The organism is Streptomyces sp. NBC_00872 (assembly GCF_045161915.1).
In the GTDB taxonomy this organism is placed as follows: domain Bacteria; phylum Actinomycetota; class Actinomycetes; order Streptomycetales; family Streptomycetaceae; genus Streptomyces.
In genome coordinates this window covers 4,238,657-4,262,680 of the sequence record NZ_CP108806.1, presented here as the reverse complement: position 1 = coordinate 4,262,680, position 24,024 = coordinate 4,238,657, and the positions used below count along the sequence as shown (strand labels likewise).

Sequence of the window (24,024 nt, the reverse complement as noted above, 5' to 3'; positions counted from 1 at the left end):
TCTTGGTTGGGAACCCTTGCGGGCGCATGAACGGTCGAATGGCTAGTCCTGGAACCAGATGTCGTGTTGTCCTGCCTCGATCTCCTTGGCGAGAGCCCTCAGAACCACGCGCGGATGATCGATGATCAGGCGGTCTTCCTTGATGAGGTCGTCCAGATCGGTGCGGGCGATCTCGCGCTGGTCGCCGAGGAAGCCCGGAGCCCAGCCAAGGTGGACCTTTTCGCCGATGAGGTCGGACCAGGCGTCCATTTCTTCACGGAGAGTCTCTGCGAAGAACCGGATCTGGCCGTCGACCGGTGCGAGGAACCGGGTGAACGGCTGGTTCCCGCCCTGGATCGGAGCGAGAAGGATCAGAGCCGGGGTCCGGTCTCCGTAGTGCGCGGCCTGGCTCGCACCACCGTGCATGGCTGTGAGAGCACGAAGGAGAACGGCGACGCGACGGCGGCGCTCTTCGATGGGGAGAAGGATCCCGGCGGTTCCGCGGCGGGTGACCTCGGTGCATCCGGCCTGGATGGCCTCCCGTGCGGCTTCGTTCGAGAGCGCGGCCTTACGGACGTTCCCTTCCTGTTCGAAGAACCCGACGCGCTGCATGTCGAGGCGGAGATCACCTTGAAGGGCAGCGGTATAGAACTCGTGCTCGTGGAGGATGGGGTTCGCACCGGTCGGCAGACCTCGGCTCATGGTGCCGAAGTCGCGGGTGGGGCGCTCGGGAGTGATGGAGACGAAGGTGCCGGTGGACAGGACGGTGTCGCGCATGTGGGTGGAGGTCTTGGTCGCCACCATGTAACCGAAGAGGTCATCGTCCGTGTGCCGGTCGGGTCGGCCGCAGGTGTACGCCTGCTGCTTGGTGTCCTCGTTGCCGTTGACGATGACCGGCGAGGGAGAGTCCGTGTCCGGGAAACTGTCCCTGACCATGCGGCGGAACCACTGGGCCGAGCCGTAGGGGTAGATCTTGCCGCCGGTGCGGTGCTGCTTGACGGGGGTGACGTTGCCCTGGTCCGCGGTGCCGCGGCCGTTGTTGGGGGCGCCAGCCTGGATGTCGAGTACGGCTTTACCGGTGAGGTACATGGTCAGTTGCTCTCTTCCTGGTCGTTCGTGTCGAGGGTCGTGAAGTCGTCGTCGGTGGTGGTCTCGTCGGTGGCCTCGACCGTGGCTCCGCGGGCGCAGAGTTCCTCGAAGACGGCCACGAAGAGCAGTTCGCGGGCACTCCATGAGGTGTTGCCGGAGTCGAACAGGACGCGCCACTGGGGGACGGTGACGAAGGGGTCGTTCGCGGAGTCGGCGGGGCGTTTCTTGGCCCAGTCGGCGATCTCGTTCCTCAGCCACCCCTTGAGGTCGTTGGGGCGGCGTGTGGCCACGACGAACTTCTTGAGGCGTTTGTCGTCGTGTGCGCTGACGACGTCCGCGATGCGGCGGGCGACGGTTGTGACGTGGCCGACGTCCTTTTCGAGCACGTGCAGGACCTCCGTGAGGTAGGCGCGGATGAGGGGGGCGAGGTGCGGCACTGCCGCCGGGATGCTGCCGGTGTCGGTGATTCGGTCGCGGAGCCAGCCGGTGGCTTTGGACGGGATTTGCTCCGGGCGGTTGAACGCGCGCCAGGCGAGCATGCGAAGCCCGGGGACCTTGGCGGTGGCCTGCGTATGAGCGAGGTAGCGGAAACCGGTACGGCGGTTGGTGTCCGAGGCGGTGGAGCGAAGCCACTCGGCGAGGGGCTGTTCCATGGCCTCGATCCGGAACTTCATGTCCCGGGTGCTGTTGCTGAACTGGATAGCCTGTACGCCTGCGGAGATGCGGCTGTCCCACCAGCGCAGAGCCTTAAGGGCCGCGAACTCGACGGCGAAGGAGCCCCCGTCCCTCTTGAGGTTGCGACGGGTGATCATGTTCCGGACATTGGGGGCGATGGCGCTGTGGGCGACGCGCCTCATGAACTTCTCGTCCCAGGAGTGGACGCCGTAGAGGACTCCTCCGCCCGCGGTGAAGACATAGGGCAGGGCGTGGAAGCTCGTGACACAGGGGAAGCAGAGCGGGGTGCCCCGGTGGTCGGGGGCGGTGGTGTTGCGGTGCTCGATGCTGGCGCCGAGAGGAATGTCAACGTTTCCGTACCAGGCGCAGGCAGGCCGTCCGCACAGTGAGCAGGGCACCCCGGGCCACTTGTCGGCAGGCGGCATGGTGCGCCAGGCAGTGAGCCCTTCTGGGGTGCGCTTGGTCTTGTAGTGAAGGGCACAGTTGGGCCAGAGGATGTAGGAGATGCCCATGAGGTACCAGCCGGCATTGCCTTTGGCGATGGAGCTGGTCGCGATGAGGTCGCTGATCATGCGCTCGACGACCCGATCGAACTGGTCGCCGGTCACCTCCTCCGGGTGCGCCGCTTTGGCGATCGCCGCGATGGCGTAGGCGCCGGCGCGCTGGAGAGGGTGCGGAGTGAGCCGGAGTTCGTCTTGGGCGGAGACCCTCTTCATCAGGCCGTCACCCATCCGAATCCGGCGGAAGTGGCCCCGCCGATCCCGGTGGACCACAAAGCTTGAAGCGCCGCCGGGGCACCGGAAACGTCGATCTCTACCGGTGCGCCGGTCTTCTTGCCCCGGTGGATGGTGCTGGAGGCGTCGCTGCCGTGGCCCACGACGGAGAAGGAGCGCTTCGGTCCGATCCAGGTGATTGCTTCCAGGGTGACCGAGCCGTATCCGAAGGTCTCTGCCTTGCGTCGGAGGCTGTGGCTCAGTGCAACATCAAATCCGGGATCGCCGGGGAGAACCCACGATCCCCAGACCTGGCGGCCGTCCGGTGACCGAGTCGCCTCGCTCTTGACCGTGATGGGGTTACTGGTACGAAACCTTGCCCGGCCAGAGGCGAAGGCGGGCGGGGCGATTCGCGTGACACCCTCGACGTTCAGCGCCACCCCACCCCAGTCCAGGATGGGAATCATCGTGAAGTCCTTGGCGAGTGCCTCGATGATCTCGTCAACTGGACTGCCGAACTCGACAGTGCCGACGCCGCCGGCGACATAAGCGCCGCGAACGCGGCGGGGCTTGGGGAACTCGGGGGCGCCGTAGCCGAACGGCGCGATTCGATGAGGGCCCCATCCGGTGTCGTGGACCTTGGCTCCGAGCTGTGGTGCCTGACGGCTGAGCGCGGCGTAAACGATGCCGCGGCCAGGTGCGATGACCTGGTCCCACGGGATTTCTTTCGCCCTTGTATTGACGTGTACGCGCAGGCGCATATCTCCCCCTTTCTGCTGGTCAGCGGCACGCGTGTGTCCGCAAAGGCCGTTGATATCGGTACGGGCTTTTCCTTCTCCGAGCCGACTGAGGCGGCATGTCTATCACACGCGAGTCCCCTTCGGAGAACGTGAATCAACGGTCTACCAGCAGCCACTGACAGCGAGTCGGAAACGGTCTTTGGGTGGCCAAATGAGTTCACAAACGATCGCTTTGGGGTTCTGTCGGAGAGGTGCGGTAGCGTCTGTGGAAGTCGCGCCGGGCTAGTTCTCGGGAGCACAGGACGACTTGAAAACCTCACACGATTCATCGCCCTGCTGGAGGGCCTACCTGTGATGCATGGCGGTCCACATTGCCTGGTGACAAAGCAGCTGGGACGGAAGTGATTTCGAGTGCCGTAGCCTCGTCGCCGGTGAAGAGGGGAGCGAACGTTGACCCGCACAGGCGCACGCTCGACATGACGGACGTCCTCTTCATCAATTCATCAATCTTGTGCTCGGTGCCAAGAGGAGGACCGCCTTCGGGTCCCAGGCCGCTCCGGGATGTGCTGCCGTCATCAGCCCTGGAGGGCTCGCAACTGATTGGGTGCGGCCGTCCACTGGAACTCCGTGATCGCGTGGTCATCAGCCTTGAAGGGCTCGCAACGCAGGGAGGATGAGACGGCCGTTGTGTGTGACCCGAATCGTCATCAGCCCTGGAGGCTCGCAACTCGAGAACGCGGCGGACCAGCATCCCGTCCGGTCGGCGTCGTCATCAGTCCTGGAGGGCTCGCAACCACCTGTCCGAGCCGCAGTACGTCGCCAAGGCGGTCGTCATCAGCCTTGAAGGGCTTACAACAGGTCGGCCTGCCGGTAGAGGCGGACGACGACGCCCTGCGGTCATCAGCCCTGGAGGGCTCGCAACGTGAGGGAGTTGAAGGTCCCGGAGGCGGTCACAGAGGTCGTCATCAGCCCTGGAGGGCTCGCAACGTGCGGCGGGCTCCGAGGCGCGGCCAGCCAAGCCGGGTCGTCATCAGCCCTGGAGGGCTCCCAACGAGAGCCGCACCGTCCTATGGGGAGAGGCCCCTCCCGTCGTCATCAGCCCCGGAGGGCTCGCAACAGGACGTAGCGGGTGTCGTCACTGGGCTGCGTCGCCTTGCCGTCATCAGCCCTGGAGGGCTCGCAACCCCTGGAACAGCGCGCCTGGGCCGAGCAGCAGACCGGGCCGTCATCAGCCCTGGAGGGCTCGCAACGTGGTGCCGGTGGGTGGTGGGGCGCTCCCGGTTGCTGGTCGTCATCAGCCTTGGAGGGCTCGTAACGCGATGGTGCGCAGCTCGCACCAAAGGATTCCGTCCTCATCAGCTCTGCAGGGTTCGCAACCGGAGGTGTGTCGGCTGGCCGCACTACCAGCACGGCTTTGGGCGGTCGTCATCAGCCCCGGAGGGCTCGCAACGGGTGCGGCCGGTCCATCCGTTCCTGGACAACGCGGTGTCGTCATCAGCCCTGGAGGGCTCGCAACCAGGACCGCCGGGACTGGCTGGGCAGCGAGCACGGGGTCGTCATCAGCCACGGAGGGCTCGCGACCTTGGGATCCTTGCTGTTGACGCGCACTGCCTGGGGTCGTCATCAGCCTTGGAGGGCTCGCAACACGTAGACGACGGGCGGTTCGGCCTGGAAGTCGAGGTCTTCATCAGCCCTGGAGGGCTCGCAACTCGTATGGCCCGCCGAGGACAAGACCCACAAGGACGTCGTCATCAGCCCTGGAGGGCTTGCAACCGGACGGTTGTCATCCGCTCGGTGATGTGCGGTACGGCCGCAGGGCGAGATCCGGGGCCTCGGGACAGACTGTTGGGCAGTACTGGTGCCAGGTACAGGTATGTCGGATACCCAGCGGCGGTTCGTTGTCTCAGCTGATGCCTGGCTGCTTCGAATGCGGCGACGCCGCCCCTTCCTCGGCGAGGCAGTGAACGAGGGTCGCTCCCGCTGTGCCGACGGCCTGCATCATCGTGGACAGTATGGACTGCGGCAGGGCCCCTTGGCCGAGGCCGCCGTCCCGGACTATCGCTTCCAGCTCACGGCGTGGCCGCTCGCCGGCTGCCAGGACGGGATGGCGGAGGATCTCGCGCGCAGCGTATGCGTCGCCTGCCTGTGTGGTGTCGCTGACGATCGCGTTGTGCAGGGGGCGGGTCTGGGCTTCGCAGCCTTCCGGTGCCAGGTCGATCGCTGCGAGTACCAGCCTCACCCGGAACATCCGCAGGTGCGGCGGGATCGGCTCCAGGGCATCCCCTACGGCGCGCGTCACAGCGGTGAACGCTTCTGCCGTGGTGCGTCCCGCCAGGTGGTCGGCGTAGTGGCGGAGGATCTGCGCGACGGCTTTCTCCCACGGTTCGGTGATGGTGGCCTTGTCGATCAGGGAGTTGGCTGTGTCCGTGTCGGCTGTGTGCAGGCTGGCTACGACGTGTGCTTGCCTGCTGTCGTGCAGCCGCTCGGGGGCCTTGTCGTAGGCGGTCGCGTGTTCTGCCGCTTGGAACCACTGGCCGGTGGCGACAAGGAGCCGGGTGCCGTCTTCGAGCAGGAGGGTGCGGAGCCAGGGCCGGATGTGGTTCAGGGTCGCGTCGGTGGTGAAGCCCGTGAGGTCGATGGGGTGGCCGTGGACGGTCACTGTGCCGCCATCGTGTATGGCGCGGTGCACGCTTATCAGCTGCTGGTAGGCGGCATGCGGTTCTCCTGCCCGGGCGGTCAGGCGTATGAGGTTGACGATCGGCTGGAGGCAGGCGATGGCGCTGTCCCCGGTGAGGGGCCATGCCGGCTGGAAGAGGTGGAGCTGACGCAGGCACAGGTCTGTCGCCAGGTCGGTTAGGCCGCGGTCGGAGGCGATCAGTGCGGACAGGTTCCAGGTGGCGCACGCGAGGTTGATCCGGTCGAGGAGGGGCCCGTCCTGTGTCGACTTCTCCGCACAGGTCTGTACCTCTTCGACCCGGGCGGCGAAGCTGGGGTAGACGAGGTGGGACCGGCTGACCAGCGGGAACCGCCTGACGAAGCGGTGGAGCTCTGCCTGTGGGCGGGGCGCGGTCACGGTAGCGGCCTTTCCATGGAGTCGGCGGGGTGCAGGATCGCGCTACGTGCCGCGTGAGCGAGAACGCTCTGGGCGCGGGCGTGCAGGCCGATCCGGTTCCAGTGGAAGATCACGTGGTACGAGATGACCTCGCGCAGGCCGCGTTCGAGGGTTCCGTCCCGGGCGGCTGCGCCGAGGTCTCTTCCCGCGTGCCGGAACGCTCGGACCCAGTCGGCGGCGGGCTTGAGCGTGCGGTCTGACTGGAGCATGGGGCCGGTGGGGCTAGTGTCGGCGAGCAGCAGTTGCCGCAGGCTCCCCGCCATGGCGTGGACTTTGGCCGCCGGTACGTCGGGGGGAAGGGGCCGTTCCCTGGTGACGCGGTGCCAGACGTCGCCTTGCTCGTACCACTCCAGGCCGGCCGCACGCATCAAGGTGGCGCACAGCAGCAGCGACAGCTCCCTGCGGCCCAGCTCGCCATGGCCTGTGGCGAGGACGGCGCGGCTGTCGGCGTGGAACAGGGTGTGGGCGATGGTCATGCTGGTGTCGCCGCCGAACGCTGCGGCTTCGGGCTCGTAGATGCCGGGCCACCAGCGGTGGACTCGCCCGTCGACAGTGAGTTCGTCCAGCGTGTCGGCCAGTGTCGGGGGAAGCTGCGTCCCGGGGGCCGGGAGCAGTCGCATCCGCCAGCACGGGTGCTTCCGGATGAACCACCAGCCCGTGATCATCCCGTCCTGTTGGGCCAGGTCCAGGACAGGGGCGATGTGGTCGGCGGCGGTCTGCTCGGCCTTGTTCCAGTTGGTGAACTGGACGTACAGCTGACGCCACGCCGGGGGCCCCGCCTGCTGGGCGAGCGCGCGCTGTCCGGCCTGCTGGTAGATGGCGACGGCGGCGTCCAAGTCGGCGGGTTCGAGTCCGGCTTGGGCTGCGGCGGTGTTCGTGCCGACACCGGCCAGGACCTCCAGCACGGCATGCAGGGTCGCTTCCAGGCGGGCGGGTTGGTTCAGTCGATCAGCAGACATGCGTCCCATCCCGAGGCTGGCGCTGCGTTGCGGGCTGCGGTGGTCAAGGCGAGGGCGGTGCCCGCGGCGCCTTCCAGGAGGCCGGGATCGGGGCCGGGGCGGGCGTGCCGGGTCAGGGCGGCGGCCAAGCGGGGCAGGACGGCGCGCAAGGCCGGGGTGGCGGCGTCGTGGGCGGCGCGCCAAGCGGTCTGGTAGACGCCGGCCCAGCCGTGGCACAGGCTCGTGTCGGCGATCGTGGACAGTTGACCGGGGTCGGTCAGGCAGCGGGCCATGGCGTCCTCGTACCGGTGCTGTCGCACGGTGTCATGGCGGGCGATGGCGGCGAGTTGTCCCGCGCGGGCGATGCCGGGAGTTCCGTAACACCAGCTGGGGCGGGCCGGGCCGGTCTGTCCGGGTGCGCCCGCGTGGAGGTCGCCGAGGTGGAGGTGTTCGGGCCACCAGGATCCGCCGGGACCGTCCTGCCGCCACGCGTCGAGCCAGCCGAGGATGGTGTCGATGGCGTCACGGTGACCGTCGACGGTCAGGCCCTGGCGCAGGGCGCGGGCGAGCAGCAGCAACGGGCCTGTGATGCCGTGGGCCGCGCCCAGGTTGGCATGCCCGCCGGGGAACTGCCGAGACTGGGCGAGGTTCGGGTCATGGCCGACCCACCAGCCGGGCAGCTCCCCGTGATCGCTGTCACGGTTGGGCCGGGTCAGCGCCACGAGATAGGAGAGGACACGTTCCATCGCGTTTCCGGTCGGGGCGCGCCGCAGGAGGTAAGTGCCAATGCCGGTCATTCCGTAGAAGACGTCGTACTCGTGGAAGGTGGGCCGGTGTCCGCTGCGCAGACGAATGTCAGCGGCATCGGCACGGCGGTGAGCGAGATCGGTGACGTGCCGGTCCATGGTGACCGCGGTGTCGCGGTAGCGGGCCGAGCCGGCGGTGACGGCACAGCTGAACATGAAGGCAACGGCGGGGGCGCCCAGGTAGAGACCGCTGGTGTCGGCGGCGCTGACGTCGGTGGCGACGGCGCTCTTGACCCAGGTGTGTGCCTGCTGCCAGGTGCCGTTGCCGGTACGGGCTCGCTCGATGTGGAGCAGGGCGCTACCGGCCGCGCCGACGGCCAGGGACTGTGCGGCCCAGGGCTGGTCGTCGGGTGGGGGTGCGGGGGTGGTCAGGTGCCGGGCGAAGGAGTCGGCCGCGGTTGCCGGGCTGGTTGTGGTGGTCACGGCCGGCTCTCCCGGTGGCGCAGGGCACAGGCTCGGACGAGTCGGCCAATGAGGCGTTCGCGGTCGGTGTCGACGGGCAGCGTGCGGATGTAGTGCTGGTGGATGAGGGACATCAGCACGGTGTGAGGGTCGCGTTGCCGGGCGAGCTGCTCGCGGTACATGTGCAGGGCAGAGGCGCGCTCCTGCCAGGCGGCGGCCACGTCCGGGCCGCCGGGGGTGGACCGCAGTGCCGCCCCGTCGGGGTGGGTCAGGGCGAGGGTTTGGCGCAGCAGTGCCCGGTCCAGCGGGCCGTGCTCGCGGGGCAGGTGGCGGGTCAGCCAGTCGGCTGCCTGGTCCGCGTCGCCGGTGAACCGCGTCACCAGGTCGTACATGCTCGCGGCGGTGAGAGCGTGGCCGGTATGGCTGTCGTCGGACGTGATGCGTATCTGCGCCAAGCAGGCGGCCGAGTCGGCAGCGAATACCGCGTGCGCCGCATCGAGGGCGGGGCCGTGACCGTAGCGGCCGGTCTGCGGCCGGTAGGTGACCAGCTCCAGACGGGAGGCCAGGCGCTGGTCGTGCAGGGCGTCGGCCCAGTCGTGCAGGGTGGCGGAGACCGCGCCGTAGTCGTCCGGAGCCGGCAGGTGCAGGTACAGCGCCAGGTGCTGGTCGGAGTCGGGCCGTGTGGTGTCGCGGTGACGGCGGAACCACCACCGTGGCGGGTCGGTGAACTGGGCGAGCAGGCCGGGCAGGTGTCCGGTCAGGATCTCGCCGAAACGCTGTGGGTGAGCGTGGAGTTGAGCGTGCAGGATCGACGCCCGTCCCGGCATCAGAGCCCTGGTGGTCGCGGCCGGTACCGTGAACGCGGGTGGCCCGGAGCGGAGGCCCGCGGCGTTCGCCGGCTTCAGGGGGATCAGCAGTTCGTGCGGGCGGCCGATCCAGGCGCGGTCCTCCGGGCCGGGGGTTTCGCGCAGCTCGATACGGCGGGTGCTGTCCAGCCGGGCCCGCAGCACCGCCCGATGCAACCGCTGAGACAGGTCGATGGGCAGCTGCTGGTCGTACTCGACCAGGGCCACGCGGTCGGGCACACGGAACCTGTCCCGCCAGCGGTGCAGCGCGGTCTCCCAGTCGGGCATCGGGACACCGCGGCCGGGCAGGTCCTCGGCGGCCAGCAGCCACCGAGCGGGCGCGAGGACGGTCCGCTTGTACCGCACGCGTGGCAAGTACGGCAGGCGCGCGGCGGCGCCGAAGTTGAACGCCTTGTACACGGCGCAGCGGCTGGTGGTGATCTCCGCCAGAAACCGGGCGAGGGGCGGTGTGTGGACCGAGGCTTCCAGTGCGTGCGGGACGCGCGGCTCGATACGGCGGCCGGAGGACATCTGCACGAGGTAGAACTGCCGGGCGTCCGCAGTCACTGCCAGGTCGGCCAGCGGGATGACACCGGGGCCGGGCGCATGGTGCTCCCCCAGCGGGATGACGTGCGGCAGCAGCCGCATGGCGCGGGTGACGTTCTCGTTGCGGCGGCGGCGCGGAGGGAACGACAGCTGTGCGGGGATCGCTCCGGGGCCGGCGGTCGCGTAGCTGGACGCAAGAGCGGACTGTGCCTGGGGCGGAAGCAGATGGGCGAAGCGCCCGAGCATGCTGCTGCCCGGACGGGGTGCCCCGGTGATCAGCAGCCGGTAGTCGGAGTGCTGGATGGCGTCCAGCGACGCGGCGTGGATCTCCATCGAGACCTCCGCCCGCGGAACGGGGACGAAGAGTTCGGCGTCGCCGGCCGCGAGTTCGGAGACCGTCGCCTTGGTGAGGACGATCTCGGGGTTGTCGTCGAGCATGGCCTGCTGGAGCAGGGTGAGGATGGTCTCGTCCCGCTCGACCAGTTGGCGCGGGGCGCGGGTGCGATCCGCGCCAAGGTAGTCGGCGGGGAGGCCGAGACCGCTGTCGGCCACCAGGTCCAGGACGGGCACCATCGCCCCGGCTCCGTATCGGGCGCGGAACCGTTGGTGGTAGTCCCGCCACTGCGGATAGCCGTACGGGTGTGGCGTCAGCCGGTACATGACGGTGGCGGCTTCGGCAGCTTCGCGCACCAGGTGCTCGGGGATCTGGACGTCGCAGTCCAGGACGGTGTCCACCAGCAGCGGCACGCGGGCGGTGGCACTCACGTCCTGCATGCTCCGCGTCAGCGGGGCGCCGGGTGCCCACGGGGCCGCGGTGTCCGGGTGGTTCACGCCGTCCCGGATCGACCCGAGCCGGGATGCCAGGTCTGCGATGTCGCGAATGCTGGCCGCGTCCGCCTTCTCCAGCTGATCGCACACGTAGGTGAGTGTGTCGGTGCACGTCATCGGCGGCCAAAGGCTGCTGATCAGGATGTGCTTGGACAGAAGGCCGGCGAGGAGGCTGGAGAGCTGCTCCGGGCGGGCGGCCGGGAACAGCTCGGCCAGGCCGCGCAGCAAGGAGCTGAACGGGAGGGGCGTTGCGGCTGCGGTGAGGGCAGCGGCCACGGGACGGGTGCGGCGGATGGACAACTCGACCGGAGCCAGGAGCCTGGTGTGCGCGTCGGACGGCAGACCGGGTACGACGTGCCGGTCACCGCGCCGCTGGCCCGCGTTGTTGGCGACGACGTCCAGCCGGGCAAGCAGTCCGGGGGACTGTTCGAGGCGGGTGACGACGTCGGTGAGCCAGTCGGCGTCTGCGCGGAGCACGGTCCGCTGCTTGTCGCTCCACGCCACACGCGTGGCCCGGCCGACCTGCGCGGGGACGACCCCGGCGAACACACCGAACGGTGTGGCCCGGTGGTTCCAGCGCAACAGGTACGAGGCCAGCGACAGGACGGCTCGGCGTACACGCCGGGCATCGGTGTGTTTGCCGTCCAGGATCGCGGCGACCTGCTGGAACAGGATGGGGCTGGCAGCGGCCAGCGCGTCGGGCACCTGGTCGCACCACACCGTGGCCAGCCATGCCCGGCCCTGCGTGGCCGCGTCGTCGCCGTACAGGTCCAGGTCGGGCAGGGGTATCGCACCGGCAGCGGTGGAGGCACGTAGCAGTGCGCCGTGCTGCCACTCGTAGCCGATGGATGATCCGTGTGCCACAGGTTTCTCCTCCTCGTATGGGACGCGCATACGGGTGTCGTCGGGGCGACGGCCGAATTCGGCCGCCGCCCCGACGACGGAGGGCCCGTCAGGAAGGGTCCTCGATGAAGGAGTTGCAGGAGCTGGCGCCGTTGGCGCAGGTGTTGCCGCAGCCGTCGCTCGTGGAGCACATGAGCTTGCGACCTGGGTGCTCGGCGATGACGACGCGCACGTCCAGCTGGAAGTCGTCGTCGAGCAGATCCGCGGCCGGCGGCTCGGCCAGCATGGTTGTGGTCATGCGATCACTCTCCCTTTCTCGATGGGTTGGTGCATGAAGTCCTGGCCCGGCACCGCGTACTACGCGGCCGACCAGGAGACCGAGATCCGGCTGTGCTTCTTGTCGATGACCCGATCGCCGGGAATCCGGTCATCAGGGGTGCCGGCCGGGTAAATGACGACCTGCGGGCCGGGTCCCCCACGGTGCTCCTTGCCCCAGGCGCGGAGGCGGTCGGCGATCTCGTCGGCGAACGATGCGCCGTCGGGGCCGAAGGCGTGGACGCCGTACTCGACGTTCTTGTCGTCCGGGGTCCGGCGCACCAGTACGTAGGCGAAGTTCGGGCCACGGACCGCGGCCATGGAAAAGCCCTTGTTGCTGGGCTCGACCACGGCGCTGTCCGAATCCTGGTCGACGGACATGACGCAGAACCCGGGCGTCATGGTCGCCAGGTACATCTGGAGCGTGCCGATGAGCTCGGTGCGGCCCACGGTCACACCGGTCCACGTCTCAGCGCGCGGGGTGCGCAGCACACCCTCCAGCGGGGAGGGGTCCACGGTAGGCCCGTCATCGAACCGAAGACTGACCCCGTCGCCCAAGGTCAGCCGCTGTTCGTCGTGGGCGCCCTCGCCCTGCATGGGGACGAAGCCGCACACGTGAGCGCTGGAGCTGACCAGACGGTCGCCCTGGCGGACGAAACCGTACGTGCGTGTCAGGTTCCGGATACGCAGCGGGACGACGAGCCGGCCGCCCTCGGTCAGCTGCTCGCGCCAGGCGGGCGGGATATCCCAGGCCCCGACGGTCACCACGATGGCGTCGTACGGGGCGTACTCGGGAACGCCGCCGGACGCATCAGCAGTCAGGACGCGGACACGGGAGTAGCCGGTCTCGGCGAGGAAGCGCGTGGCGCGGGCAGCGGCGTCGGCGTCGATGTCGACCGTGGTGACCTGACCCGTGTTGCCCACCAGCTCAGCGATGAACGCGGCGTTGGGCCCGTTCGTGCCGAATTCCACGACGTTGTCGCCAGGGCGGATGTCGGCTTGTTCCAGCTGCATCGCCTGGACCTGCGGAGCGGAAACCGAGCTGGTGTCATGGCCGTGCTCGTCCTGCTGGGTGATCACAGCGTTGTAGGTGCTGTAGGCGTCGTCGAGCGACGCCTCCGGTACGGCCAGGTGCCGGGGCACCTTGCGCATGGCGGCCTCGACGCCGAGCGACACGATCGTGCCGTCCTGCTTGAGCTGGTCTACGGTCTTGTTGCGGAGTTTGGTGGCCTCGTTGGGATCCACGGTCGCATGGGTCATAGAAAGGTTCCTTACGCGGTGTCTCGCGCAACTGCGCGGGCTGACAGGTGTCCTGGCCTCTCGGTCGGCTGCGACGCTAGCCAGGAAGTCGTCTCTGGGGGACGGTTACGCGCCGCCGGAAAAGGGGCCTCCGGGCTTCGGCCGAAAGGCCGTTTCGTGGCTGGTCACTGGTGTTCTTCTTTCTTTCGTTCGGGCGATCGGGCGGGGGAGGAGACGGTGGAAGGAGGCTCCTTCCTGTGTGATTCGTCCGGTGCCGCGCTGTGGTCCGGGTCCGGCTCGATGCGCTCGGATTTAGACAACAGGACCGTGCTCAGATTGTGCGTGCGTCTGCTTTTCAGTTCGTAATGCCTGGCCATGGACTCGATCAGGTCCAATGAATCAGATGGTGAGAGCGCGCTGGCGCCAATCAGGCTGAACGCGAATTCGTACTGTGCCACCGCTGCTGGGTCGTCAACCAACTGGCCAGACGCGAAGCATTTCAGATAGGTCAGTGTTGGTGCGTCAGAGAAGGCCATCAGTTTCAGGGCGCCGTCAATTGCTGGGTGTCCGCCGGCTACGAATGGCAGTACCTGCACGACGATGCGGCGCCGACGTCCCAGCTCGGCGATGTGGCGCAGCGCCTCCGCCATCACCACAGGGCCGCCGATCATTCGCTGGAGGACAGCCTCGTCAAGTACCATCCATACGGTGGGCTCGGGGTGCTGGAGCATCTTTGCGCGTTCGAGCGCTGGCATGAAAAGTTCATTGATTGCCTCCTCCGCTGCCGTTGGCAGGCCGGAATGGAGGACTGCCTGCCTGTAGGCTTCTGTCTGCAAGATATCGGGAATGTACTGCGGGGCATACTCCTGAATACGGTTCGCGCTCTGCTCGGCCTTGACTGCTTCAGCGCTTTGGTCCGGCTGCCGTAAATCCTTCAGCGTCGTACAGACTCGGAAGAAATACCCTCCGGAGTCGAGGAGTTCGTCGAGCTTGAGCGCGATTTCGGGCCGCATTCTGCGCGTACCTGACTCCAGCATTCCGATGAAGGCACCGGTCAGGAACAGCAGCCGCCCCACCTCGCTCTGCGGCATTTCTTTCTTTTCGCGGTGGTATCTGAGTTCTGCGCCGATCAGGGCATGGACTGACGGTGCCGTGTCCAGCGGCTTGGGCTGCACGAAACTCCTCGGATTTACGAACGATGACAGGGCGGTGGAGCAGATCTCCGCAGGGCCAAGAGGCCGGCCGCCGCGCCCTGAAAGCACGGCGGGCTGCCGGAGCACATGTCGTACCAATAGGCAGGTGCCGCGCTTCGGCATGGGGGTGGATGCGTGCCGGCTCCGTAATGAAGTGCCCACCGCGACGGAGGCCGCAGCGCGGTCGTCCGCCTACCGGCACGGCCACAAGCGGGATGCGGTGGACCTGGATCGCGACGTCGGCCTCCGCGAGGAGAGGATCGGCGAGCCGGTCGCGGACGAACTCGTAGCCGCACGCCTCCTGCGGGGGACGTACCTGCACGCGCAGTTGCGGGTGGAGGAGCGGCCCGCCCGGTGTAGGGCTCATGGCGACGTTGCCTTCACCAGCAGATCCACTAGATCCAGGACAGCAAGGGCGAGCCGCCGCGTCTGCGCCCGCGCCCGCAGGAAGTCGCGAGGCCGGGCCTCGATCTCGACGGTTCCGAGCCGTTCGGCCACCTGGGCGACTTCGGGATGGGACTGCCGACCAGCGATGTCGAGAAGGAGCGGGAGCATCATTCTGAGTCGCACGTTGGCCTGGTTGGTCTCCTCGGCGTCCGGATCAGCGTGCTCGCCGAGCACCGCTTCCAGAGACTCAAACAGATCGTCAAGGACGGGCGTTTCTGGGGGGAGGGTCGGCCAGAGTCCCGCGAGGCGATGGTGCAGGCCGACGGTCAGCGGAGCCAGAGGCCCCGTCCGTCTCGCGACCTCCGTACGGGCGGGAGTACCGAAGCCGGCAACCGGTCCCACGGCCGTCACCCCGGACACGAGGGCACTTCCAGTGGGATCGTGCACCAGGTTTCCGCGCCACCGGCGCTGGTTCCCCAGCTCCCGCCGGCCTCCTCCACCAGGCTCTCGACGAGTACGAGGCCGCGCCCCGACACCGCGTTGTCATTGGCGTGCCTAGGTGTGGCACGGCCCGGCATCCCGTCGACGACGGTGACGCTCAGGAAGCCGTCCCCTACGGCAAGGTGCAGATCGATCTCCTTGGTACCGCTGTGCGTCATCGCGTTGGTGAGGAGTTCGGAGATGAGCAGCAACACCGTGTCGGTCAGCGCCTCAAGACCGCAGTGCCTCAGTCTGGCGGCAGCGATACGGCGTATGGCTCCTACCTGGCATGCGTCCTCAGCGCGGGGCGGTCCGCCATCGCGGCAGGGAGCGACCTCGATGTGCTCGTTCATCACTTCCCCGTCGCGGCGGTGGACCGCGCGAGGTGTCCGTACGGCTGTCGTCGTCATCACGTCCTCTTGGGAGGAGCGCAGGACCGACCCAGTGGTGGACACGGCCCTGTGTGCTTGTTTGGGCACCCTCGGTGAGGGGCTTCAAGCGTTGCAACCGCTCCCCGACGGATCTACCCCCAATCCGCCCTCGGCTTGAGAGGCGCATTTGACGGCTTCCTCTGCCATCCCTCGGGCTTCCCTCGGACTCACTAAGTACCGTCTGAATCGGGCAGCTTGATGGGGACAGCGTTCTACCGTCGGGGCAGTGACGTGCTCTGCGGACGGAATCGGAGGCACTCGTGTTGTTCTTCCGGCACGCTCTTGAGGCGCGTGGCGTACGAAGTCCGGAGGATTTCCTCCTGGAGTACAGAAAGGTCGCCGGCGAGATTGGCGCCGAGGTCCCTGCCCTGAAGACCGTCGAGGGCTGGATCTACGAAGGCCGCAAGCCGCAGCGAGCGTTCCGGCCGACCGTCGTCCAGATGCTGAACCACAGCATCGACGACCTCTGGACGGATGTGGCCGCGGAAGCCGCGGCGAGCTTCGCTCCTCTGACCGGCGCGTCACCGACCGAACTCCAAGCCGATTCCGGCGTGGACCTGAATGAGATGAAAAGGACGGGCACCATGGCTGTGCGACGCGCGAAGGAGTTCCTCCTCGGTAAGGACCGTCAGACGGTGGGCGACGACACGCTGGGCCTTCTCGACGACGAGGTGACGCGTCTGGTGACCGCGTATCCGCGGGAACCTCTCGCATCGATCTGGGATGACCTGCTGGAGACCCAGGACCAGGTCTTCCGGCTCCTGGAGGGCGGCAGAGTCCGGCCGTCGCAGCTGCGTGACCTGAACTTCAAGGGCGCTGTGCTGTCGTTCCTCGTGGCCAAGGGCTTCAACGACATGGAGGTGCCGCACCAGGCCATGACCATGACCCGGGTGGCGGCATCCTGTGCCAAGGACGCCGAACACCCCGGGCTCATCGCCCTCACCGACGGTCTCAAGAGTCTGATCGCCTACTGGGCGGATATGCCCGGGGACGCCTACCACTACGCGAGCAAGGGCGCCGAGACCTCCGCGAATCTGCAGGGGACCGTAGGTCTGTGGCTCCTCGGTCTGCAATCCCGCGCCGCAGCACGCCTCGGCGATGCGGAGACGGCGTCCATCGCCAACCGTGAGGCCACGGAGAGGCGGGAGCGTGTGGTGCCCGACGATCTGGACCAGCTCGGCGGGCTGTTCACCTACGCGCCCGAGAAGCAGCTCTACTACGAGGTGGAATCGGAAGCGCTCCTGGGCCACGGCGATCAAGGACTGATCACGCAGGCGGAGCGCGCGGTGCAGGGATTCGCCGATCCGAGCGAGCCCAACTGGGCCTTCGGGGATCTGGCCGGGGCGCAGTGCGACCTCGCGCTGGTCCGGCTGTTCAGCGGCGACGTCGACGGTGCGGCTGAAGCCATTCGTCCGGTGCTGGACCTGCCTCCATCGCACAGGAACAACGGCATCGTCGTGTCCGCAATGCGCGTCCGCCAGGCACTCACAAGCAACCCTGCGCAGAGGGCCGTTGTCGCCCGCGATCTTCGCGCGGAGATCGAAGCCTTCCCGGCCCATCGGCCGGCCCTGCCCCGCGGGTAGAGTCCGGAGCATGTACCCGGTCACGCGATCAAGCACCCGGATCGGCCTCCGGGAACTCACCGTCGATGACATCGCCGCCGTGTTCGCCATCTACGGCAGTGCCGAGGCGGTCGAGCATTTGTCGTTCGAGCCACGCACGCACGAGCAGGTCGAACAGATCGTGATCCGCTCGATCGCGTCGGCCGCGGCGGAGCCGCGCGGTGAGTACGCGCTTGCTGTCGTGGAGCGGAAGACGGACGAGTTGATCGGGTTCGGCCGGATCGCCCTCGATCCCCACCAGCAGCGCGCGGCTACTTTCGGCTTCGCGCTGCACCCGAACGCATGGGGTATCGGGTACGGGCTGGAGACCGTACGTCTCCTGCTCGGCCTCGGGTTCGAGGACCTGGACCTGCACCGAATCTGGGGAGCGCGGTCCCCGCTCAACACAGCGTCGGCAAGGACTATGGCGGCTGCGGGCATGGTGGAAGAGGGCACCATCCGCGAGCACATCCTCAAGAACGGCCGATGGCGTGACTCCGTGGTGCACGCCATCCTCGACCGCGAATGGGCAGCGCTCTCCGCGGAGTAGCCGCTCGCGCCGCGCAGCTCGCTCCTGGCTTGCCAAGGACGAGTAGGCCAAGGGGCATCGGAGAATGACCGACGAGGACGCCACTTCGGGAAGCACGGGAGGCTGGCGCTGTTCGACTTCCGGACCACTGTGAGGAAGCCGGTCGGCCTGTCGTGCGTGAGGTTGTCGAGGGCCGTGCGCAGCCACAGGTTGCGCACGGCTGGCAGCCGGTCCAGGGTGTGCTGGAACGTTCCCCGGTCGGCCCGGAACAGGTAGTTGTGGTGCGGCGGGAGTGGGCCGTCGCGGAGCACGTCCTGGGGTATGTCGCCCGACGCGGGAAGCGGCACTTCTCATTTTGGGCCAGGCACGCACGTGGTCTGGCTGCCAATGGGCGGAAGCAGGCGGCGGCGAAGGCTCTGATGAAGGCCGAGGACGATCTTGCCTCGGCCAGCGAGGACGTCAGGGAGCCCTACCGCACGTTCTTCTTCGCGGAGGCGTCGCTGGCCCATGAGACGGCGTGCACGCTGAGGGACTGCGGAGACCGGCAGGGCGCGATCCGACAATTCCGTCGCAGCGTGCGGACACGTGGAGCCGCGTTTCGCCGTACGCACGCGGTGACGCTCGGATACCTCGGCGCCACGCAGATCGCGAGCGGGAGCGTGGAGGAAGCATGCGCAACCTGGGGCGGCGTCCTGGACGCGATGGAGGAGGGTATTTACTCCGGACGCGCACGGCAGGCGGTCGTGGATATGCGCCAACTTGTCTCTCCGTACCGGCGCCGTGGCATCCCGGTGGTCGCCGAGTTGGACGCGCGGGCTGCCGCATATCTCGCCCGAGTAGATTGACCCCGTCGCCACGGAGAATCGAAGGGGAGTGCGGATCGCGTGACGAAGTCACTGGAGATCAGGCCCATCGCCACCGTGGTCGGCGGACGCACCGAGCCCATCGACGACCACTGGACGGGCACGGCCATCATCCGCCTGAACCCGGACTTCCCCGTCGAGGTCGTCCGGGGTCTGGAGGAGTTCTCCCACCTGCTGGTTGTCTGGCACTTCCACAAGGCGTCGCCCGACGACGTCGCTCTCCACGCCCGCAGTCCCCGCAACAATCCCGAGTGGCCGTCCACCGGGACGTTCGTCCACCGCAACCACCGCCGGCCGAACCAGCTCGCCCAGTCCTTCCCCCGGCTGCTGAAGGTCGACGGCCTGGACCTGCACGTCACCGACCTGGACGCGATCGACGGAAGCCCGGTCTTCGACCTTGCTCCCTACTTCCGGGAGATGGGCCCGCGTGGGGAGGTACGCGAACCCGGCTGGCCGGGCGAGATGCTCACCGACTACTGGGAAGACACGCAGGACTGACACCACCACCTCGCTCCCGAGGCACATCCATGCCTCTTCGCGCATGCGGTTTCCGTGTCAGCGGCTCCGGCTGCTTCGGGCGCTGGGCGGGGTGGGGGACGGTGGAGGGTTGTAGTTGGGCGGCTGGATGGCCGCAGTGCTCTGGAGCCGGGGCACGCCGCGCTTCGCAGATCGTGGTGGTGTCGCGGCGGCGGGGAGTTTGGCGTTGTGGCGGAGGCGCCAGATGAGGACATCGCTGAGGGAGTCGGCAGTATGCAATTCCCTTGTTTCCACAGCCTTGTGGAGAAGGGCGGTGGTGTCGTGTCCGGCGTGCTGGGCTTCGGCGAGGGTGGCGGCGAGGGCGGGCCAGTTCGGCTCGCCCTGGATGCGGTCGGCGTGTTCGGGCAGAACGGCGCGGAGGGTGTCGGCGTAGCGGGCCCTGGTGTGGGGCGGCAGGTTCTGACCGTGTGCGCGCATCTCGGCCATGGGGGTCTGTGCGGCGGTGCGGTAGGCGGCGCGCAGATGCTGGGCGGCTTGGTGCGAGGCGGCGGCTTGCTGGGTGTGGCTGCGGGCGGCGTGCCAGTGGGCGGCGGCGATGGCGAGGAAGATGAGGGTGTCGATGATCATTGCGCTGGTGGCGCCGTCCTCGCCTCGGCCGAGGGAGGGGCCGGCGCGGATGATGTCGCGGGCGGCTTTGCGCAGAGCGCGGTAGTGGGTGCGCTGGGCGTGGATGTGGGAGCGGGTGGCGCGTTCGAAGGAACGGGCCGCTTCGTGCAGCTCGGTTCGGGTCTGGGCGGCCGAGGTCTTGGCGAGGGCGTCGAGGAGTTCGCCTGTGCCGACCAGTTGGGCGGCTGCTGCGCCCTCGTCATCGCCGTTCAGCAGGTCAAGGGCCTGGGTTGCCGTGGCGACGGCGTTGCGACGGGCGTACGAGGGTCCGCGCTGGGGTGTCGGTGCGGTGCCGGTTACCTCGTCGTGTGGGAGGTTGCTAGCGGTGAGGCGTTGGCGGATGCGGGGAAAGGAGAGGTCGGGGGCGAGTTTGGCGCCGGAGAACCAGATGGGATCGCGGTCGGCGTTGCGGTCGCCGACGATGGCGACGGAGTAGCCGATGGGGTCGCCTGACGGTGCGATGCGCATTTTGACGCGTACACCCTCTTCTGCGAGTCGAGCGAAGAACTCGTCCTCGCTGGCGGCTCCGGCCAGGGCGGCGCGCACGTGTCCGCGCAGACGCTCGCGGGCGGTGAGCTGGTGTCCCCAGCGAGTGGCTTTCTCTTTCTCGGCACGGGTGGGGCGTTTGGCGGCGGTGTGGTCGCCCCGCTCGGCCCGGAACAGGCCGAGTTCGGTTTCGATGGCGACGAGTTCTTTGTTGACGCGGCGGTAGTCGTTCCAGTTCCGTGCCGGCGTGAGGTCGCCTCGGACCTTGGTGGCGACGATGTGGATGTGGTCGTCTGCGTGGCGTACGGCGATCCAGCGGCATCCGTCGGGGTCGCCTTCGGGGGCGATGCCCGCTGCTGAGACGACTCGGCGGGCGATGGCGGCCCACTCGGTATCGGTGAGGACGCGGTCGGTGGGGGCGGCGCGTACGGAGCAGTGCCAGACATGGCCGTCCGGTGCGCGGTCACCTGCCTGCTTGACACGCAGGTCCATGGCCTTGGAGAGCTGGGCGCGGGCGGCGTTTTCGTCGGCCGAGCGTCCTGGGTCGGGGGCGAAGCCGTCCCAGGAGGCGACCAGGTGGGGATCGGTGTGTTCGTTGGCCCGGCCGGGGCCGTAGAGGTAGTTGATGACGCCGCGCGTGTTGCGGCCGGGCTTGACGATGTTCGCGATCACTTACGCCGCCTTCGCGGACACCGCTCGATCCGCGGTCTCGTCGAGATCGGCCAGTGTGGCGCGGACCTGCGTCAGTGTGTGCTTGGCCTCGGCGAGGACTGCTGTGTCCACAGGGTGTGCGGAACCGTTCGCGTTGAGGCGGTGGGCGATCTGGTTGACGTTGGTGCCGAGCTTGGCGACCTGGGTGCGCAGAGCGGCGAGTTCGTCGATGTAGTCGTCGAGTGGGGTGCGCTGGCCGGGCAGGGTGAGGTCGCCGTGGACATGGGCCATGACGACGGCGCCGACGTAGTGGGCGCCCGCGATGTTCAGCGACCGCGCCCTGGCGAGGATCTCGGTCTTTTCGCCGACGCTGTAGCGGACGTCGACGCGCTCTTTGCGCTGGCTTGTGTCGCGCTTGCGGCGGCGGGCGACGCGGTGGAGCGCGGCTTCATCGGCGGCGCGTGACAGCGATCGGGCGGTGGTGTCGCAGGGCTTCTCCTCCTCGGGCGCCCCCTGGTGCCCGAGTTCCTCCGCCACCCCTGGGGCGGAGACAGCGCTGGACCGGCCGGTGGACGGTCCAGCGCCATTCCTTGCTCCGCCTGTGTCCGGGGCCGTGATCACCTGCTCGGGTCCGGCGGGCAGTTCGTTGTGCTTGTCGTGCATGGGGACTCCTGTGAGCGGTGGTGGGGTGGGGACCCGCCGTTCCCGTACTAATGCGCAGGAGTGGCGGGCTGAGGTGTTGTCGGCTGCGGGGGTTCAGGCGCTGCCGGTGGTGGCCTTGTCGAGTTCCATGTCGAGTTCGGCCTGCAGCAGGTCTTTGATCTCGTCCAGGCGGCTTCGGGCGATACCGAACCCCTTGTCGCGGATCGCTTTCTCGATGTTGCGGCGTGAGACGCGGCCGGCCCGTCCAAGGGGGGCTGTGCGTCCGATGTCGATGGCCTGCTCCAGGGAAATGCTTGGCTGTTTGCCTCCCGGCTTGCCGGCCTGGTGCGCGGTTTTGGCCACTGGATTCGGAGACGGTTCCGCCACGTTGCTGGCGTCTGCGGCGGGTGCCGGTTTCGTGGCGCTGTCCTTGCCTACCTCCGTGCGTTTGTGGCTGGCCTGGGGGTTGTGGCGCTCACTGCTGTGGCGGTTGGGGGTGGTGGGGCGGCGGGCGACGAGGAGGTAGAGGTGGACGGCTCCGGCCAGGGCGAGTGGAGCGATGGCGGAGATGACGCCGACGGTGAGGTCGTCGAGACGGAGCCCTGTGTCGTGGGCCTGCTGGTTGAGGCGGATGGCGTGCAGGACGTTGGCCCAGATGCTCGTGGCGGTGGCGATGCCGACCAGGGCCGAGACGTAGAGGCGGGCGGGCAGCGGTGCGGTGCGCAGGATGAGCAGGGCGCCGATGCCGATGGCGATGAAGCCGTCGATGACGAGGGGGAAGGCGTAGGTGAGTGCCCGGTTGATGTGGCTGGCGGTGGCCATCTGGCGCAGGGCGTCGTAGGAGAGCGCGAAGGCTGCCACGGCCAGCAGTGCCACACCCGTGCGGATCGCGGCGGCCAGTGGCGCCGGGGCAGCGGGCGAGGCGATGGCGGTGGTGGGTGAAGGCAAGGGTGGTGCTCCAGGAATGCGTCGGGGCGGCTGACGTGGCCGTGGTGTGGGGAGATGGGAGACTCGTCGCGACTCGTTGCGTGCCTGGTCAGGGCAGGTACGGGTGCGGCGGTGATGTCGGGTCGACTCGTTGCCGGCCCGCGACTCGTCCCCGCGCTGACCTGCGTCGAGACGAGTCGCGACGGGTCGTGCCGGGTCAGACGCCGATTGTGAGTTCGGGGCAGTAGCGCGCCCAGGCGTCGGTGAACTGCAGGTGGGCGAAGCCCTTGGCCTGGACGTCGCCGTGGAAGCGGCGGTTGGCCGAGCTGATGCCGTAGTCCCTGAGCAGGAGTTGCAGCCCGCGAGGCGTGAGGCCGTTGGCGGTGTACTGCGGCCAGGGGGTCTCGTCGTCCTTGTTGAGGATGTCGAGGAGGCGGCTGGTGCGGATCACCGGCGGGTTGCCCTCGGTAGCGAAGGCGCGGCGGATGTCGACGAGCAGCCGGATTCCCAGGCCACTGGTGTCCTGGTCCTGGCGGGCCTCATGGCCCGTCATGGCCAGGCAGGCGGCGCGGGCGAGGTCGGGCCATGGTCCGCCAGCGAGGTCGGCGACGGCGATCAGCGGCTGCCAGGTGTCGGCTGCGCGGTCTTCGACCGGCATGGCCGGGGTCAGCTCCATCGCGTCGGCGTGGAGTGGGGCCAGCCATGCCGCGAGCCGGTCGCGTAGTGCGTGGAGGGCAGGGGTGTCACGGAAGGTGCGGAACTCCGCGACCCTTTCGCCGGGCCTGCGGCGGCGCATCCGGATGACGACGGAGCGGTCCATGATCGTGTCGGGCAGGTCGCCGATGCCCGCGAGGGCTGCCATGGCGAAGGTGGGGAACTTCGCCACTTCGTGGTTGGGTCCGGAGACCCGGAGGGTGGGCCGGTTGCGCTGATGTCCCGCGTTGAGCAGGCCGCGCATCTCCTCGTTCTTCTCCGCGACTTTCGTGGATCCGAAGAGGGTGTCGGCTTCGTCGACCAGCAGGGTCGGCGGGGTCTCGGTGATGGACCGGAAGACCGCGGCGGCCGATGCGTTGACCGTGATGAGCGGGTCGTGGACGGTTTCGGTGATCACGTCCAGGAGCCGCGATTTGCCGCACCGTTTGGCCGGGCCGACGACGGCCAGCCTCGGCGCGTGCTGCCACGCGGTCTGCAGATGGGTGGCAGCAACCCACAAGGTCACGGCCGTGACGGCTTCCTCATGCGGCAGCACGACATACCGCCGGACCTGCGCCCGCAGATCAGCCAGCACCTGCTCCCCCTCGGAGACCAGAGCGGGACCGGGCTCATCGGCAGGCGGCTCCGCGGGAGTTGGCGTGGGCGGTGCGGGTTCGGTCGGCTGGCCGGGTATGGCGACGGTTGGCCATGCGACGGGCGTGGCGGGGAGGGATGGCGTGTTCGGCTGGGGGTCGGGCATACTGGTTCTGCTCCTCTGCTTGCGGGCCATATGGGACGGCAATCCCGGCCTCGCGGGTTGATCGCTAGGGATGGCGGTTGAGAGGTTTGCGCTTGGCCCCCCGGCACGGCTGGGGGGCTTTTCGCGTCCTGTGGTGGGGTTCCTTGGCACTGCGCTGGTGGGACTACC

Annotated in this window: 20 protein-coding genes and 1 pseudogene; 4 read left to right on the top strand and 17 right to left on the bottom strand. The window is 68.3% G+C overall.

The window, feature by feature from the left end; genetic code table 11:
* Nucleotides 1–42: 42 nt before the first annotated feature.
* The 13 genes and pseudogenes from cas7i to OG214_RS18200 form a co-directional block, all read right to left on the bottom strand.
* Nucleotides 43–1,068, bottom strand: a complete 1,026-nt coding sequence (cas7i, locus tag OG214_RS18260; protein WP_363082326.1) for a type I-B CRISPR-associated protein Cas7/Cst2/DevR — start codon at nt 1,066–1,068, stop codon at nt 43–45.
* A gap of 2 nt (nt 1,069–1,070) precedes the next feature.
* Nucleotides 1,071–2,459, bottom strand: coding sequence for a hypothetical protein (locus OG214_RS18255; RefSeq protein ID WP_363082327.1), 1,389 nt, complete (start codon nt 2,457–2,459; stop codon nt 1,071–1,073).
* Complete coding sequence (locus OG214_RS18250; protein WP_363082328.1) at nt 2,459–3,217, bottom strand: CRISPR-associated endoribonuclease Cas6; 759 nt, start codon at nt 3,215–3,217, stop codon at nt 2,459–2,461. Before OG214_RS18250 ends, OG214_RS18255 begins: the two co-directional genes overlap by 1 nt.
* 1,882 nt (nt 3,218–5,099) lie before the next feature.
* A complete protein-coding gene (locus OG214_RS18245) occupies nt 5,100–6,269 on the bottom strand; it encodes a hypothetical protein (RefSeq protein WP_363082329.1) in 1,170 nt (389 codons plus the stop codon).
* A complete protein-coding gene (locus tag OG214_RS18240) occupies nt 6,266–7,267 on the bottom strand; it encodes a thiopeptide-type bacteriocin biosynthesis protein (protein WP_363082330.1) in 1,002 nt (333 codons plus the stop codon). Before OG214_RS18240 ends, OG214_RS18245 begins: the two co-directional genes overlap by 4 nt.
* Nucleotides 7,249–8,475, bottom strand: coding sequence for a lanthionine synthetase C family protein (locus OG214_RS18235; protein ID WP_363082331.1), 1,227 nt, complete (start codon nt 8,473–8,475; stop codon nt 7,249–7,251). Before OG214_RS18235 ends, OG214_RS18240 begins: the two co-directional genes overlap by 19 nt.
* Nucleotides 8,472–11,537, bottom strand: a complete 3,066-nt coding sequence (locus OG214_RS18230; protein ID WP_363082332.1) for a lantibiotic dehydratase — start codon at nt 11,535–11,537, stop codon at nt 8,472–8,474. The genes OG214_RS18235 and OG214_RS18230 overlap by 4 nt, the downstream gene beginning before the upstream one ends.
* A gap of 88 nt (nt 11,538–11,625) precedes the next feature.
* Complete coding sequence (gene fxlA / locus OG214_RS18225) at nt 11,626–11,814, bottom strand: FxLD family lanthipeptide (protein ID WP_363086065.1); 189 nt, start codon at nt 11,812–11,814, stop codon at nt 11,626–11,628.
* Nucleotides 11,815–11,873: 59 nt separating this feature from the next.
* Entirely contained in the window at nt 11,874–13,091 is a 1,218-nt protein-coding gene (gene fxlM, locus OG214_RS18220) for a methyltransferase, FxLD system (RefSeq protein WP_363086066.1), read from the bottom strand.
* A 164-nt stretch (nt 13,092–13,255) separates the two neighbouring features.
* Nucleotides 13,256–14,245, bottom strand: a complete 990-nt coding sequence (locus OG214_RS18215) for a helix-turn-helix transcriptional regulator (protein WP_363086068.1) — start codon at nt 14,243–14,245, stop codon at nt 13,256–13,258.
* A gap of 199 nt (nt 14,246–14,444) precedes the next feature.
* Nucleotides 14,445–14,630, bottom strand: a pseudogene (locus OG214_RS18210) (DUF6302 family protein); the annotation flags it as partial.
* Nucleotides 14,627–15,070, bottom strand: coding sequence for a DUF6415 family natural product biosynthesis protein (locus OG214_RS18205; RefSeq protein ID WP_405985307.1), 444 nt, complete (start codon nt 15,068–15,070; stop codon nt 14,627–14,629). The gene OG214_RS18205 and the pseudogene OG214_RS18210, both read right to left, overlap by 4 nt.
* Nucleotides 15,058–15,540, bottom strand: a complete 483-nt coding sequence (locus OG214_RS18200) for an ATP-binding protein (protein WP_363086182.1) — start codon at nt 15,538–15,540, stop codon at nt 15,058–15,060. The genes OG214_RS18205 and OG214_RS18200 overlap by 13 nt, the downstream gene beginning before the upstream one ends.
* A gap of 281 nt (nt 15,541–15,821) precedes the next feature.
* Between OG214_RS18200 and OG214_RS18195 the strand changes: the two genes are divergently transcribed.
* From OG214_RS18195 to OG214_RS18180, 4 genes are all read left to right on the top strand, one after another.
* Nucleotides 15,822–17,144, top strand: a complete 1,323-nt coding sequence (locus tag OG214_RS18195) for a hypothetical protein (RefSeq protein ID WP_405985306.1) — start codon at nt 15,822–15,824, stop codon at nt 17,142–17,144.
* 10 nt (nt 17,145–17,154) lie between these two features.
* Complete coding sequence (locus OG214_RS18190) at nt 17,155–17,712, top strand: GNAT family N-acetyltransferase (RefSeq protein ID WP_405985305.1); 558 nt, start codon at nt 17,155–17,157, stop codon at nt 17,710–17,712.
* A 398-nt stretch (nt 17,713–18,110) separates the two neighbouring features.
* A complete protein-coding gene (locus OG214_RS18185) occupies nt 18,111–18,536 on the top strand; it encodes a hypothetical protein (protein WP_405985304.1) in 426 nt (141 codons plus the stop codon).
* A 39-nt stretch (nt 18,537–18,575) separates the two neighbouring features.
* A complete protein-coding gene (locus tag OG214_RS18180) occupies nt 18,576–19,052 on the top strand; it encodes an SAM-dependent methyltransferase (RefSeq protein ID WP_363085894.1) in 477 nt (158 codons plus the stop codon).
* Nucleotides 19,053–19,109: 57 nt separating this feature from the next.
* Here the strand turns inward: OG214_RS18180 and OG214_RS18175 are convergent, their stop codons facing one another.
* The 4 genes from OG214_RS18175 to OG214_RS18160 all read right to left on the bottom strand — a co-directional run bounded on the left by OG214_RS18175 (nt 19,110) and on the right by OG214_RS18160 (nt 23,856).
* Entirely contained in the window at nt 19,110–20,855 is a 1,746-nt protein-coding gene (locus tag OG214_RS18175) for a relaxase/mobilization nuclease domain-containing protein (RefSeq protein ID WP_405985303.1), read from the bottom strand.
* Nucleotides 20,856–21,497, bottom strand: coding sequence for a MobC family plasmid mobilization relaxosome protein (locus tag OG214_RS18170; protein ID WP_405985302.1), 642 nt, complete (start codon nt 21,495–21,497; stop codon nt 20,856–20,858).
* Between the two features lie 93 nt (nt 21,498–21,590).
* Nucleotides 21,591–22,424 carry a DUF2637 domain-containing protein gene (locus tag OG214_RS18165; RefSeq protein WP_363081937.1) on the bottom strand — a complete coding sequence of 278 codons (834 nt, stop codon included), beginning with the start codon at nt 22,422–22,424 and terminating at the stop codon, nt 21,591–21,593.
* Between the two features lie 196 nt (nt 22,425–22,620).
* Entirely contained in the window at nt 22,621–23,856 is a 1,236-nt protein-coding gene (locus OG214_RS18160) for a DUF3631 domain-containing protein (protein ID WP_363081938.1), read from the bottom strand.
* Between the last annotated feature and the right edge of the window lie 168 nt (nt 23,857–24,024).

What these genes read in the sequence shown, in the direction of transcription:
- OG214_RS18200 (WP_363086182.1), bottom strand. Translation starts at nt 15,540, where the DNA reads ATGACGACGACAGCCGTACGGACACCTCGCGCGGTCCACCGCCGCGAC.
- OG214_RS18190 (WP_405985305.1), top strand. Translation starts at nt 17,155, where the DNA reads ATGTACCCGGTCACGCGATCAAGCACCCGGATCGGCCTCCGGGAACTC.
- fxlA (WP_363086065.1), bottom strand. Translation starts at nt 11,814, where the DNA reads ATGACCACAACCATGCTGGCCGAGCCGCCGGCCGCGGATCTGCTCGAC.
- OG214_RS18255 (WP_363082327.1), bottom strand. Translation starts at nt 2,459, where the DNA reads ATGAAGAGGGTCTCCGCCCAAGACGAACTCCGGCTCACTCCGCACCCT.
- cas7i (WP_363082326.1), bottom strand. Translation starts at nt 1,068, where the DNA reads ATGTACCTCACCGGTAAAGCCGTACTCGACATCCAGGCTGGCGCCCCC.
- OG214_RS18240 (WP_363082330.1), bottom strand. Translation starts at nt 7,267, where the DNA reads ATGTCTGCTGATCGACTGAACCAACCCGCCCGCCTGGAAGCGACCCTG.
- fxlM (WP_363086066.1), bottom strand. Translation starts at nt 13,091, where the DNA reads ATGACCCATGCGACCGTGGATCCCAACGAGGCCACCAAACTCCGCAAC.
- OG214_RS18160 (WP_363081938.1), bottom strand. Translation starts at nt 23,856, where the DNA reads ATGCCCGACCCCCAGCCGAACACGCCATCCCTCCCCGCCACGCCCGTC.
- OG214_RS18185 (WP_405985304.1), top strand. Translation starts at nt 18,111, where the DNA reads ATGAAGGCCGAGGACGATCTTGCCTCGGCCAGCGAGGACGTCAGGGAG.
- OG214_RS18250 (WP_363082328.1), bottom strand. Translation starts at nt 3,217, where the DNA reads ATGCGCCTGCGCGTACACGTCAATACAAGGGCGAAAGAAATCCCGTGG.
- OG214_RS18170 (WP_405985302.1), bottom strand. Translation starts at nt 21,497, where the DNA reads ATGCACGACAAGCACAACGAACTGCCCGCCGGACCCGAGCAGGTGATC.